The 13550-nt window shown below is 76.4% G+C and carries 9 protein-coding genes; 5 read left to right on the top strand and 4 right to left on the bottom strand.

Translation table 11 applies throughout. From position 1 onward, the window contains the following. Nucleotides 1-168: 168 nt before the first annotated feature. Nucleotides 169-801, top strand: a complete 633-nt coding sequence (locus ACI769_RS08130) for a protein-L-isoaspartate O-methyltransferase (protein ID WP_085387663.1) — start codon at nt 169-171, stop codon at nt 799-801. Here ACI769_RS08130 and ACI769_RS08125 read toward each other — a convergent pair. The 4 genes from ACI769_RS08125 to ACI769_RS08110 form a co-directional block, all read right to left on the bottom strand. Next, nucleotides 744-1469, bottom strand: coding sequence for a thymidine kinase (locus tag ACI769_RS08125; RefSeq protein WP_085387662.1), 726 nt, complete (start codon nt 1467-1469; stop codon nt 744-746). The genes ACI769_RS08130 and ACI769_RS08125 overlap by 58 nt on opposite strands. 20 nt (nt 1470-1489) lie before the next feature. Next, the gene (locus ACI769_RS08120) at nt 1490-2989 is read right to left on the bottom strand and encodes a 5'-nucleotidase (protein ID WP_085387661.1); all 1500 of its coding nucleotides are present in this window, start codon (nt 2987-2989) and stop codon (nt 1490-1492) included. A gap of 95 nt (nt 2990-3084) precedes the next feature. Further along, entirely contained in the window at nt 3085-6753 is a 3669-nt protein-coding gene (locus ACI769_RS08115) for an Rne/Rng family ribonuclease (RefSeq protein WP_085387660.1), read from the bottom strand. After that, a complete protein-coding gene (locus ACI769_RS08110) occupies nt 6750-6872 on the bottom strand; it encodes a hypothetical protein (protein WP_255181389.1) in 123 nt (40 codons plus the stop codon). Before ACI769_RS08110 ends, ACI769_RS08115 begins: the two co-directional genes overlap by 4 nt. 409 nt (nt 6873-7281) lie before the next feature. Between ACI769_RS08110 and ACI769_RS08105 the strand changes: the two genes are divergently transcribed. From ACI769_RS08105 to cydC, 4 genes are read left to right on the top strand one after another with little or no spacing between them, the layout of a single operon-like run. Further along, on the top strand, nt 7282-8796 hold the full coding sequence (locus ACI769_RS08105) for a cytochrome ubiquinol oxidase subunit I (RefSeq protein ID WP_061266797.1): 1515 nt from the start codon (nt 7282-7284) through the stop codon (nt 8794-8796). A 41-nt stretch (nt 8797-8837) separates the two neighbouring features. Continuing rightward, nucleotides 8838-9950 carry a cytochrome d ubiquinol oxidase subunit II gene (gene cydB, locus ACI769_RS08100; RefSeq protein WP_085387659.1) on the top strand — a complete coding sequence of 371 codons (1113 nt, stop codon included), beginning with the start codon at nt 8838-8840 and terminating at the stop codon, nt 9948-9950. Continuing rightward, entirely contained in the window at nt 9947-11731 is a 1785-nt protein-coding gene (gene cydD / locus ACI769_RS08095; RefSeq protein WP_085387658.1) for a thiol reductant ABC exporter subunit CydD, read from the top strand. The genes cydB and cydD overlap by 4 nt, the downstream gene beginning before the upstream one ends. After that, the gene (cydC, locus tag ACI769_RS08090; protein ID WP_085387657.1) at nt 11728-13542 is read left to right on the top strand and encodes a thiol reductant ABC exporter subunit CydC; all 1815 of its coding nucleotides are present in this window, start codon (nt 11728-11730) and stop codon (nt 13540-13542) included. Before cydD ends, cydC begins: the two co-directional genes overlap by 4 nt. The last annotated feature ends 8 nt before the right edge of the window (nt 13543-13550 follow it).

Below are 13550 nucleotides of genomic sequence, written 5' to 3'. Positions count from 1 at the left end.
CCGGCTCCCCGGTCCAGGGCGGGCGCACCGATGCGCCCGCGCACCCGTCGAGCATCCCGCCGTCCCCGCGGCCGCGCCACCGGGCGCCTCCCGCTCGGGGCTCCCGGCTCGGCTCACCCGGGCGCGCGGGTAGGCCGTCGTGCCTACGCTGGCCGTGGAGGTGGTCGCATGCGCCCCGCGGTCCCGCCCGACGCCGAGCGCCGGGACGACGCCGTCGCCGCGGCGATGCGCACGGTCGACCGCCGCGGCTTCCTCCCCCGCGCGCAGCGGCGCTGGGCCGCGCAGGACCGACCGCTCGCCATCGGCCACGGCCAGACCAGCTCGCAGCCGTCGACGGTCGCCGCGATGCTGCGCCTGCTCGACGTCGTCCCGGGCGCCCGGGTGCTCGACGTCGGCGCCGGGTCGGGCTGGACGACGGCGCTGCTCGCACGGCTCGTCGGCCCGACGGGACGCGTGCTGGGCGTCGAGCGCCACGCCGACCTCGCCGCGTGGGGCGCGGCGAACCTCGCCGCGGTGCGCGCGCCGTGGGCGCGCCTCGTCCTCGCGACGCCCGGCGTCCTCGGCACGCCGGGCGAGCAGTACGACCGGGTGCTCGTGTCCGCCGCCGCCGAGGCCCTCCCCCGCGCCCTCGTCGACCAGCTCGTGCCCGGCGGGCGCCTGGTCGTCCCCGTGCGGCACACGATGCTCGTCGTCGTGCGCGACCCCGACGCCCCGGACGGGGTGCGGGTGAGCGAGCACGGCTCCTACTCGTTCGTCCCGCTCGTCGAGGACCCGGCGGGACCGGCCTCGCCACAGTCCTGACGGCGCCACGGGGCTCCTGGCAGGTGCGCCCGGCAGCGCGCCTCGTAGCTCTCGGCGCCGCCCACGTGCGCGGCGACCGGCGCGAGCGGGTCGCCGGCCCCGCGGCCGTCGGGCTCCGGCTCCCGGACGACGCGCACGTGGAACGCGGCGTCCTCGCCGCACACGGCGCACACCGCCGTGAGCTTGTCGACCCGCTCGGCGAGCGCGGCGAGCGCGGGCAGGGGTTCGAAGGGCCGCGCGTCGAACGTGACGTCGAGCCCGGCGACGACCACGACGAGCCCGTCGTCGGCGAGCCGCTGGACGACGTCGACGAGCTCCGGCCCGAAGAAGTGCGCCTCGTCGACGGCGACCAGGTCGAGCGGCCCGGCGCCGCGGACGATCCGCTCGAGGTCGTGCGCGTCGCGGGCGGTGCGCGAGGGGATCGCGAGACCCGAGTGCGAGCTCACCGTGCCAGTGCCGCGCCGGGTGTCGAGGACGTGCCCGACCACCTCGACGCGGCGCCCCGCGACCTCCGCGCGCCGGACCCGGCGCAGGAGCTCCTCCGTCTTGCCGGCGAACATCGGGCCGCACACGACCTCGACGCGCCCGCCGGGGCGGGGCGTCCGGAGCGCTGCGTCAGCGCCCCCGGGAACGGTCCCGGGGACGCCCGGGCGTGCCGCGTCGCTCATGCGAGCAGTGAACCACCGGCTCAGTGGTGGCGCGCGCCGCCGTTCGACGACGGCCGGACGGGCAGCGGCTTCGGCTCCCCGGCGGGGCCGAGGACGGAGACGCGGTCGGGGGCGCCGGGCCGCGCGTCCCGGCGGCTGAGGAGCGTCGTGCCGGACGGGGCGGGGGTACCCGCGTCGGTCGGTGCGTCGACCTGCTCGTCGCCGGGCGCCGCCGGGGACGCGGCGTCGGCCCGGGGGTCGGGAGCGGGTGCCGTCTTCTCCCCCTCGGGCGCGGGCGTCGGCTCGGCCGTCGGCACCCCCGCCGCGATCCCGGCGAGCCCGGGCCCGCCGATCCCCGGGACGGACCGGACGAGCGGGAGCTCGCGCGTCCCGGTGCCTGACGCACGGCCGCCCTCCGCGGTGCGTTCGCCCGCCGGGTCGAGCGTCGGCCGCTCCCCCGCCGGGTCGTGGGCCGGCCGCTCGTCGTCCGCGTCGCGCTCCGCCGACGCGCCGGGCGCGGGCGGGGTGGCCGCCTCGCGGCGACCGGGCGCGGGCGGCGCGACGTCGGCCGCGCGCGTCGGCCGCGGGTCGAGGGCCGGGTCGGCCGGCAGGACGCCGCGGTTCAGCTCGCCGTACGGCACGTGGACCGACGGCGCGACCCGGCGCGCCGCCTCGACCACGGCGCGCTGGTCGTCGAAGAAGATGTGCGGCCGCAGCACCTCGAGCACGCCACCCTTGTCCACGCCCCCGAGGAAGAACGCGTCGTCGACCGTCACGCCCCACGAGGAGAGCGTCGCGACCGCGCGCTCGTGCGCCGGGGCCGAGCGGGCCGTGACGAGCGAGACGTGCACGCGCGGCCGGTAGGACGGGTCGGTCGCGTGCCGCTCGCGCTCGACGACCTGCACGCGGTGGATGCCGACGAGGAGCTCGCGCAGCGGCCCCCGGCCGAGCGGCACGTCGGCGTTGAGCACCTCGTGCTCGCGGAACGACGCGAGCCCGCCGTCCTGGTAGCGGCGCTCCGAGGAGTCGTCGGCGAGGACGCCGTCGAAGTCGAACGCGATGCGCAGCTCGTCGCCCTCCTCGTCGGCGAACGTCGGGTCGAGCACGTACCCCGCGGGCAGGCCCAGGTCGACGGCGTCGCGCACGGAGCGCTCGTCGGCCGAGAGGAAGAGGTCCACGTGCAGGGGACGGATGAACTCGTGCGGGCTGCGCCCCTGGCGGAAGACGGCGCGCGTGATGTCGAGGTCGTGGTGCCGCACGGAGCGCATGACGCGCAGGCCGGTCTCCGGGGAGTTGCGGGACATGACGATGACCTCGACGAGCGGGTCGTCGGCGGAGGGAGCGAGGTCGTTGAGCGCGAGCAGGCGGCGCACGAACCCGAAGGCGACGCCGGGGGCCAGCGCGTCGTCGCGGTGGCGCTCCTGGAAGTCGCGGTACGCCGCCTCCCCCTGCGTGCGGAACACGCGGTCGGACTCGGTGAGGTCGAACAGTGCGGACGAGGCGACGCCGACGACGAGGCGGCCCGAGAGGTCGTAACCCATGCGCGCATGATGCCAGGTGCGGGTGACGTGCACGAAGACGGCCCGGGGACGCGGCAGGGGCGAGGGTCCGCAGACCCCCGCCCCTGCCGCACCGCTCAGCTCTCGGTGGGCTCCGACCCGCTGTCGTCGCCCGCCGTGGGCGCCGAGCCGTCCGCCGGTGCTTCGGCGCCGTCGTGCTCGTGGGCGTGCGCCGCGGCCGCCGCGATCGTCGCGAGCGTGGCCTTGACCGCGGCCCGCGCCTCCGACGTGACCTCCGGCAGGACCGGGACGGCGGGCTGCGGGAGGGTGATCCCGGTGTCCTTCGGCGCCGAGGCGCCCGAGCCGGAACCGCGCTTGCGGCGCGACCGCGAGCGGCCGCCCTCGGCGGGCTCGTCGGCGGCGGCGCCGCCCCCGTTGCCCCCGGCGTTCCCGTTGCCGTTGCCGTGGTTGCCGTGGTCGTGGCCGCCGCGGTTGCCGCCCGACTTCTCGATCGGGTCGGTGTGCACGATGAACCCGCGCCCGTGGCAGTGCTCGCACGTCTCGCTGAACGCCTCGACGAGGCCCTGGCCCACACGCTTGCGCGTCATCTGGACGAGGCCCAGCGACGTGACCTCCGCGACCTGGTGCTTGGTCCGGTCCCGGCCCAGGCACTCGACGAGGCGGCGCAGCACGAGGTCGCGGTTCGACTCGAGCACCATGTCGATGAAGTCGATGACGATGATGCCGCCGATGTCGCGCAGCCGGAGCTGGCGGACGATCTCCTCGGCCGCCTCCAGGTTGTTGCGTGTCACCGTCTCCTCGAGCGTGCCGCCCGAGCCGGTGAACTTGCCGGTGTTGACGTCGACGACGGTCATCGCCTCGGTGCGGTCGATGACCAGCGACCCGCCCGAGGGCAGCCAGACCTTGCGGTCCATGCCCTTGGCGAGCTGCTCGTCGACGCGGTGCACCGTGAAGACGTCCTGCGTGCCCGTCCACTTCGAGACGCGCTCGCGCAGGTCGGGCGCGAGCTCCTCGACGTACGTCGAGATCTCCGACCACGCCCCGTCGCCCTCGACGACGAGCGAGCTGAAGTCGTCGTTGAAGATGTCGCGGACGACGCGGATCGCGAGGTCCGGCTCGCCCTGGAGCAGGGCGGGTGCCGACGCGCTCTTCGACTTCTTCTCGATGGCCTCCCACTGGCCGCGCAGGCGCTCGACGTCGGCGCGCAGCTCCTCCTCGCTCGCACCCTCGGCGGCGGTGCGCACGATGACGCCCGCGCCGTCGGGCACGACCTCCTTGAGGATCTTCTTCAGGCGGTTGCGCTCGGTGTCGGGGAGCTTGCGGCTGATGCCGGTCATGCCGCCGCCGGGGACGAACACGAGGTAGCGGCCCGCGAGCGTGATCTGCGACGTGAGGCGTGCGCCCTTGTGCCCGATCGGGTCCTTGGTGACCTGCACGAGGACGGAGTCGCCCGACTTGAGCGCCTGCTCGATGCGGCGCGGCTGGCCCTCGAGCCCGGCCGCGTCCCAGTTCACCTCGCCCGCGTACAGGACGGCGTTGCGTCCCTTGCCGACGTCGATGAACGCGGCCTCCATGCTGGGCAGCACGTTCTGGACACGGCCCAGGTACACGTTGCCCGCCATCGACGCCTGCGACTGCTGCGAGACGTAGTGCTCGACGAGCACGCCGTCCTCGAGCACGGCGATCTGCGTGCGGCCGCCGCGCTCGCGCACGACCATCGACCGCTCGACCGACTCGCGGCGCGCGAGGAACTCTGCCTCGGTGATGATCTGGCGACGACGACCCGCGTCGCGGCCCTCGCGGCGGCGCTGGCGCTTCGCCTCGAGCCGCGTGGAGCCCTTGAGGGCGGTGACCTCGTCGGCCAGGCTGCGCTCGCGCGGGCGGGAGCGCGTCGTGGTCGTCTCGCCCTCGCCCCGGCTCCCGCGGCGGCGGCGGCGACGGCGGCGGCTGCCGCCCGCCTCGTCCTCGCCCTGCTCGTCCCCGGCCTCGTGGTCGGTCTGCTCGGCGTCGGCCGGCGCGGCCGCGTCGGCCGGCTCGTCGTCCTGCGCCGACGGCGTGGCGTCGTCCTCGTCCTCGTCGCGGTCCTGCTCGCGGTCCTGGTCACGTCCCCCGTCCGGGCGACCACGACGCCCGCGGCCACCACGACGGCGGCGGCGGCGCGGGCCGGCGTCGGAGTCGGAGTCGGCGTCGTCGGCCGCAGGCTGCTCGTCGGGCTCCTCCGCCTCGTCGAGCTCGACGAAGTCCTCCGGCCCGAACGCGTCCTCGGGCACCTCGACGCCCTCGGCGACGAGCTCGGACTCGATGGCCTCGATCTCCTCGACCGCGGCCGCGTCCTCGCCCGTGAGGACGAGCTCGGCGGCGGCGGGCTCCTCGACGGGGGTCGACGGCTCAGCCGTCTGCGACTCGGGCGTGCGCGGCTCGGCCGTGCGGGACGCGGGCCCCGACGCCCTCCGGCCGCGACGGCCGCGGGTCCCGGTGGTGGGCTCGGGCGTCGCCGTCGGCTCCGTCGTGGCGACCGGCTCCGTCGTGGCGACCGGCTCCGTCGTGGCGGCTGCCGGGGCTGCGGGCTCGACGTGGCGCGGCGGCCCGGCCGGGCTCTGCGCGCGACGCGGACGGCGCGGCGCCGCGGCCGGGTCGGGCGCCTGGAAGAGCAGGGCGGTCGTCGCCAGGCGCGGGGTGCTGGTCCCCGCTCCCGTCGCGGCGGGCGACGCCGGGCCGCCGGCCGGGGCCGACGACGCGGCAGCGGCCGGGGCCTCGGGCGCGGCCGTGCTGTCGGCCGCGGCGGTCGCCTCCGGTGCCGCCTCGGCGGGCTTCGAGGTGGCGCGGCGCGAGCGGCGCGCCGGCTTCTTCGCGGGCTCCGCGGACGCCGGCGTCTCTGCCTCGGCGGGCGTCGGCTCGGCGGCGGACGGCGCGTCGGCCACCGCCGGGGCAGCAACCTCGGCGGCCGGGGCCGCGGTCTCGGCGGTCGGGGCCGCGGTCTCGGCGGCCGGGGCCGCTGCCGCGGAGGTCGCGCGGCGCGACCGGCGCGCGGGCTTCTTCGCGGCGGGTGCCTCGACGGGCTCGGCCGTCGTCGGCGCGCCGGACGGCGCGGTGTCTGCGGCCGGGGCGTCCGGCTCGGCGACCGGCGCGGCCTCGACGGCCGGAGCCTGCGCGGTCGTGCGCGTCGCCCGGGTGCGCTTCGCGCGGCGCGGGGCGTCGGCGGCTCCCAGCAGGGCGTCGGCGTCGGGCGCCACCGTGGCGGCCGGGGCCTGCTCGGCGGCGGGCGGTGCGCTGAGGCCGAACTCGGAGAGGACGTCGAGCGGCGCGTCGCCGGCCGGGGCCTTCGCCTTCTTGCCGCCACCCTGGGCGCGGCGCGGCGCGCGGGCGCGCGGGGCGGGCTCTGCCGCCGGCGGCTCCGCCGCGGCGTCGGCGGCCGCGGGGCTCGCGTCCGCCGGGACGTCGGCCGGGGCGGACGCAGCGGGAGCCGCGTCTGCCGCCGGAGCGGCGACGGACGGCGTGGTGCGCGTCGCGCGACGCGAGCGGCGCGCGGGCGGGGTCGTGGCCTCGGCCACGGGTGCGGTCACGGGCGCCTCGGGCGCCGGGGTCGCGTCCGCGATGGCCGCCGCGGACGCGGCGACGTCGGAAGCAGCGGTCACCGCGGGGGGCGTCTGCGGCGGTGCCGCGCTGCGCGTCGCGCGGCGGCGGGCGGGCTTGCGCGCCGGGGTCGTCGGGCTCTCGGCCCGGTCCGCGGCGGCGTCCGCCGTCGACTCTGAGGGGATGCTGTCGGAGGTGCTGTCGAGCGTCACGCGTCGTGCTCCTGCTGCCACAGGGACCGCCCCGCACCGTGCGGCCCGTCGGGCGGTCGGTCGTCGCTCGGGACGAGCGCACCGGAGCGCGTCGTCCGGCGACGGAAGTCGTCGGTCACGGCCGCGGTCCGCGTGCGCGGCGCGGGCGCCTGCCACCGGGCCCTTCGCCCCGGTCGGCGCGCCGACTGCCGCGGTCCGCTGGTGCCGCGATCTCGTGCTCGCCGGGTGAGCGATGCGGAGCCCGCCCGGCTCCGCCCAGTATCGCACAGGGGTGCGGACGAACCCGGGCGACACGCACCGCGCCCCGGGCCGCCCGTCCCGCCCGTCCGGGACCAACGTCCCGGGACCTTGTGAACATAGTCACAAGCGGCGTGTTTTCAGTACTCCTCGTCATTTCCGGCCCTGCTGATACGGCAGATTGGAACTACCGTCGGAGGAGGCGACCGGTCGCCCGGCCGTCTGCTCCGGCAACACTCCCCTACGCCGTTGTCCCTTCCCCGACCCGGTCGGGCCCCCCGAGGAGCGCACGTGGATGCCCTAGCCCTGGCGCGGTGGCAGTTCGCCATCACGACCGTCTACCACTTCATCTTCGTCCCGCTGACGATCGGCCTGTCGCCCCTCGTCGCGATCATGCAGACGGCGTGGGTCCGCACCGGCAACGAGCGCTGGCTGCGCCTGACGAAGTTCTTCGGCAAGCTGCTGCTCATCAACTTCGCGCTCGGCGTCGTGACCGGCATCGTGCAGGAGTTCCAGTTCGGCATGAACTGGAGCGAGTACTCGCGCTTCGTCGGCGACGTGTTCGGCGCGCCGCTCGCCATGGAGGCGCTCGCCGCGTTCTTCATCGAGTCGACGTTCCTCGGCCTGTGGATCTTCGGGTGGGACCGCCTCAACAAGAAGGTGCACCTCGCGTGCATCTGGGCCGTCGCGATCGCGACCAACCTCTCCGCGTTCTTCATCCTCGCCGCGAACTCGTGGATGCAGCACCCGGTCGGCGCGATCTTCAACCCGGAGACCGGGCGCGCCGAGATGAACGACATCGGCGCCGTCCTCACGAACAACACCCTCTGGGCCGCGTTCCCGCACCAGATCACGGCGACCTTCCTCACCGCGGGCACGTTCGTCACGGGCATCGCGGCCTGGTGGATGGTCCGTCTCGTGCGCACCCGCAAGGCGGAGAACGTCGAGCTCGCGCGCGACGTCTACCGCCCGGCCGTCACGCTCGGCGTCATCGCCATGCTCGTCGGCGGGCTCGGCGTCGCCGTCTCCGGCGACATCCAGGGCAAGATCATGTACGAGCAGCAGCCCGGCAAGATGTCGTCGGCCGAGGCGCTCTGCCAGGGCTCGGAGGGCGCCGCGTTCTCCATCCTCACGATCGGCGACCTGTCGAACTCGTGCGAGAACGTCAGGCACCTCATCGAGATCCCCGGTCTCGCGTCCTACCTCGGCACGGGCCACTTCTCCGGGCCGGAGAGCTACCTGCCCGGCGTCGAGGACGTCCAGGAGCAGATGACCGAGCGCTACGGGGACGTCACCGCCTCCGGCGACCCCGTCACGTACACGCCGAACCTCGCGATGACCTACTGGTCCTTCCGGCTCATGATCGGCATGGCCGCCGGCTCCGTGCTCCTCGCGCTCATGGCGCTGTGGCTCACCCGCAAGGGCCGGGTCACGGACAACAAGTGGTTCGCGCGCGTCGGCCTCATCGCCATCCCCATGCCGTTCCTCGCGAACTCGTTCGGCTGGATCTTCACGGAGATGGGCCGCCAGCCCTGGGTCGTCGCGCCGAACCCGACGGGCATCGACCAGATCCGGCTGCTCACCGAGCGCGGCGTGTCCACCGTGGTGAGCCCCGGCGTGGTGCTGACCTCGATGATCGTCTTCACGCTCGTCTACGGGGCGCTGGCCGCGGTCTGGTTCACGCTCATGCGGCGCTACGCGATCGAGGGCGTCCCGCTCACGGTCCGCGACGAGTCCCCGGAGGCCCAGGAGCCGCCGGACGAGGACTCCGAGTCCGCCGACCGTCCGTTGTCCTTCGCGTACTGACACGACGCGCCTGAACCCGCCCAGAAAACTCAGGAGACACCGTGGATCTCGCCGTCGTCTGGTTCGTGCTCATCGCGGTCCTGTGGACCGGCTACCTCGTGCTCGAGGGCTTCGACTTCGGGGTCGGCATGCTGCTGTCGATCCTCCCGCGCGGTGACAAGGAGCACCGCGAGAAGGAGCGCCGCGTCCTCATCAACACCATCGGCCCCGTCTGGGACGGGAACGAGGTGTGGCTGCTCACCGCGGGCGGCGCGACGTTCGCCGCCTTCCCCGAGTGGTACGCGACGCTCTTCTCCGGCTTCTACCTGCCGCTCCTGCTCATCCTCGTCGCGCTCATCGTGCGCGGCGTCGCGTTCGAGTACCGCGGCAAGATCCGCGACGAGGGCTGGGCGCGCCGCTGCGACGTCGCGATCCAGGTCGGGTCGTGGGTCCCCGCCGTGCTGTGGGGCGTCGCGTTCGCCAACCTCGTGCGCGGCGTGCAGCTCGACGCCGACCACCAGTTCGTCGGCGGCTTCTTCTCGCTCCTGTCGCCGTTCGCGCTCCTCGGCGGTCTCGTCACGCTGAGCCTGTTCCTGCTGCACGGCTCGGTCTTCGTCGCGCTCAAGACCGACGGCGAGATCCGCGCCCGCGCCCGTCAGCACGCCTCGGTCTTCGGCGTGGCCGCGCTCGTGCTCGCCGGCGGCTGGGCCGTCTGGGCCCAGGTCGCGTACTCGGTGCCCTGGACGTGGGCCGCCGTCGTGCTCGCCGCGGCCGGGCTCGTGACGACGCTCCTCGCGAACCGCAAGGGCTCCGAGGGGCGCGCGTTCACGGCGTCGGCCCTGACGATCGTCGCCGCCGTCGTGCTGATCTTCGGCTCGATGTACCCCGACGTGATGCCCGCCGTCGACCCGGCGAACTCGCTGACGGTGCACAACGCGTCGTCGACCGACTACACGCTCACCGTGATGACGTGGGTCGCCGTGATCCTCACGCCGCTCGTCATCGCCTACCAGTCGTGGACGTACTGGGTGTTCCGCCGCCGCCTGTCGACGAAGGACATCCCCGCGCCCGCCGGCCTGTCGCTCAAGAAGGTCCGCGAGGCGGCGTTCGGCGGGGCGTCCTCGGGCGGCTCGACCGGCCGCGGCCTGACCGACGGCGGGGGCTCCGGCTCGTGAAGCCGCTCGACCCGCGGCTCCTGCGCCACGCGCGGGCCGCGCGAGGGTACGTCGTCCTGACGGCGGTGCTCGGGTTCGCCACGGCGGCCCTGGTCGTCGCCCAGGCCCTCGTCCTCGCGTCGGTCCTCGCGCCGGCCGTCCAGGGGACGGCCGACCTGGCCGACCTGGGACCGCGGGTCGGGCTGCTCGCCGCCGTCGTCGCCGCGCGCGCCGGCACGTCGTGGGCGCAGGAGCGCTTCGCGCTGCGTGCCGCGACGCGGACCGTCGCCGAGCTGCGCGAGCAGGTCGTCACGCACGCCGTGGCGCTCGGCCCGCGGTGGCTGGCCTCGGGGCGCGGCCCCGAGGTCGCGACGCTCGCGACGCGCGGGCTCGACCAGCTCGAGCCCTACATGGTGCGGTACCTGCCCCAGCTCCTGCTCGCCGCCACCGTCACGCCCGCGACGCTCGCCGTCGTGCTGGGCCTGGACTGGGTCTCGGCCGTGATCATCGCCGTGACCATCCCCCTCGTCCCGATCTTCATGACGCTCGTCGGGCGCCTCACCGCGGGGACGTCGGAGCGGCGCCTCGTCGTCATGCAGCGGCTCGGCGCGCAGGTGCTCGACCTGCTCGCCGGTCTGCCGACGCTCCTCGCGTTCGGTCGCGCGCGCGGCCCCGAGCGGCGCGTGCGCGCGCTGGGCGAGGCCAACCGCCGCGCGACCATGGGCACGCTGCGCGTCGCGTTCCTCTCCGGCATGGTGCTCGAGCTCCTCACGACCCTGTCCGTGGCCGTCGTGGCCGTGGGCGTGGGCCTGCGCCTCGTGCACGGCGGCATGGAGCTCGAGCCGGCGCTCGCCGTCCTCGTGCTCGCCCCCGAGGTCTACCTCCCGCTGCGCCAGGTCGGCCTGCACTTCCACGCCTCGACCGACGGCATCGCCGCGGCCGAGCAGGCGTTCGCCGTCCTCGACGAGGACGCGCCCGCGCCGGGCACCGCGCCCGCACCCGCGCTCGCCGGGACGACGCTCGCCCTGCGCGGCGTGAGCGTGCGGGCCGGGGAGCGCGACGTGCTCGCGCCCGCCGACCTCGACCTCGAGCTCCGGCTCGGGACGTCGAGCGGCCGCGTCGTGGCCCTCACCGGGCCGAGCGGCGCGGGCAAGACGACGACGGCGATGGTCCTGCTCGGCCTCGTACGGCCCGACCGCGGCACCGCGACACTCACCGGGCCCGACGGCGACCGTCTCGACCTGGCCGACGTCGACCCCCAGACGTACTGGCCCCAGGTCGCGTGGCTCCCCCAGCGCCCCGTGCTCGCGCCGGGGCGGCTGCGCGACGTCGTCGCCGGCGGCCTGGACGTCACCGACGCCGACCTCGACCGCGCGGCGCGCACCGCCGGCCTCGACACGGTGCTCGCCTTGCTGCCCGCGGGCTGGGACACCGAGGTCGGGCGCGGCGGCGTCGGGCTGAGCGTCGGCCAGCGCCAGCGCGTCGCGCTCGCCGCGGCGCTGCTCGGCGACCCGGCGCGCGTCCCGCTCGTCGTGCTCGACGAGCCGACTGCGCACCTGGACGCGCGCGGCGAGCAGGTGGTGCTCGACGCCGTGCGCGCGTTCCGCGACCAGGGGCGCACCGTCGTCGTGGTCGCGCACCGCGCCTCGCTCGTGCGCGCGGCGGACGACGTGGTCGAGGTCCGCTCCGCACGGCTCGAGCCATCCCCGGCGAGCCCGGGCGCCGACCCGGCCGACCCCCAGGGCACCGCCCTGGCGGTCGGCGCCGCCACCTCCACGACCCCCGAGGGGAGCGTCCCGTGACCGGACCTCGCGCCCGCCTCGCCGCCGACCCGCTGTGGCGGGCGGTCGGGCTGCTCGACGTGCGCTGGCGCCGCGTCGTGTGGGCGGTCGTGCTCGGCACGCTCTCGCTCGGGAGCGCCGTCGGCCTCGCGGCCGCCGCGGCGTGGCTCATCGCGCGCGCCTCGCAGATGCCGCCGGTCCTCACGCTGTCCGTCGCGGTCGTCGGCGTGCGCGCGTTCGGCATCTCGCGCGGCGTCTTCCGGTACCTGGAGCGGCTCGCGTCGCACGACGTCGCGCTGCGCGGCATGGCGTCCCTGCGCGCCAACCTCTACACCGCGCTCGCGCAGGGCTCGCCCGCCGCGCTCGTCGGGCTGCGGCGCGGCGACCTGCTCGCGCGCGTCGGCGCGGACGTCGACGCGGTCGGCGACGTGGTCGTGCGCGCGTTCGTTCCCGCCGGGGTCGCGCTCGCCGTGTCGGTGGGGTCCGTCGTGCTCGTGGGCGCCTTCCTGCCCGCGGCCGGGGTCGCGCTCGGGCTGTGCCTGCTGCTCGCCGCCGTCGTCGCGCCGTGGCTCTCCGCCCGGTCGGCGCGCGAGGTCGAGGCACGCGGCGCCACGACGCGCGCGGCGATGACCGCCACGACGCTGGAGATCCTCGAGGAGTCCGGGCCGCTCGCCGTGTCCGGACGCCTCGGCACGCGCCTCGACGACCTGCGCGCGACCGACCGGGCGCTGGCCCGCGTGACCGACGACGGCGCCCGCCCCGCCGGGGTCGCCGCCGGGATCGCCGCGCTCGCCGTCGGCCTCGCCGTGCTCGCGTCGCTCCTGCTCGGCATCCCGGCCGTCACCGCCGGCACGCTCGCGCCCGTCGAGCTGTCCGTCATCGTCCTCACGCCCCTCGCGGTGTTCGAGGCGGCGAACACGCTGCCCGCCGCCGCCGTCCAGCTCCACCGCTCGCGGCAGGCCGCCGCGCGCGTGGTCGGGCTCCTCGACGGGCCGGCGCCCGCGGCCGGCCGCGCGCCGGCCCCCGCGCCCGGCGAGGCGGGCCGCGCCCCGGACCCGCGCACGTCCCTCGTGCTCGACGACGTCGCGGCCGGCTGGCCGGGCACCGGACGCACCGTCGTCGAGGGCGTGGATCTCGCGCTCGCTCCGGGCCGTGCGGTCGCCGTCGTCGGGCCGTCGGGCGTCGGCAAGACGACGCTGCTCGCGACCGCCGCCGGGCTCGTCCCGGAGGTCGCGGGGCGGGTGCTCCTCGATGGCGTCCCGACGGCCGACCTCGCGCGCGAGGACGTGGCGCACCACGTCGTGCTCGTCGCGGAGGACGGGCACGTGTTCGACACGACCGTGCTGGAGAACCTGCGCGTCGCGCGCGGCGACGTCACGACCGAGGAGGCCGAGGCCGCTCTGCGTGCCGTCGGCCTCGACCCGTGGCTCGCCGCGCTGCCCGACGGCCTGGAGACGTTGCTCGGCCCCGACGCCACCACGGTCTCGGGCGGCGAGCGCCGCCGTCTGCTCGTGGCGCGCGCGCTCCTGTCCCCCGCGCAGCTGCTGCTGCTCGACGAGCCCGCGGAGCACCTCGACGCCGCGGGTGCCGACGCGCTCGTGCGGCACCTCGTCGCGACGACGCGCGCCGCGCAGGACCGGCGCGGCGTCGTCCTCGCGACGCACCGGCTGAGCGCGCTCGAGGCGGTCGACGAGGTGCTGCTGCTCGGCGTCCCCGACGACGCGCCGGACGGCGCCCCCGCACGCGTCGTCGCGCGCGGGACGCACGCCGAGCTGCTCGCGCTCCCCGCCTACCGCTGGGCGCTCGACCAGGAGGCCCCCGCGGTGCGGTGAGCCCGCAG

Source organism: Cellulosimicrobium sp. RS (assembly GCF_046159675.1).
Classification (GTDB): domain Bacteria; phylum Actinomycetota; class Actinomycetes; order Actinomycetales; family Cellulomonadaceae; genus Cellulosimicrobium; species Cellulosimicrobium funkei.
This window is presented reverse-complemented; position numbering and strand designations above follow the sequence as displayed.

Bases quoted from the DNA above. Each gene is read 5' to 3' on its own strand.
- ACI769_RS08130 (WP_085387663.1), top strand. From the start codon at position 169: ATGCGCCCCGCGGTCCCGCCCGACGCCGAGCGCCGGGACGACGCCGTC.
- ACI769_RS08125 (WP_085387662.1), bottom strand. From the start codon at position 1,469: ATGAGCGACGCGGCACGCCCGGGCGTCCCCGGGACCGTTCCCGGGGGC.
- ACI769_RS08120 (WP_085387661.1), bottom strand. From the start codon at position 2,989: ATGGGTTACGACCTCTCGGGCCGCCTCGTCGTCGGCGTCGCCTCGTCC.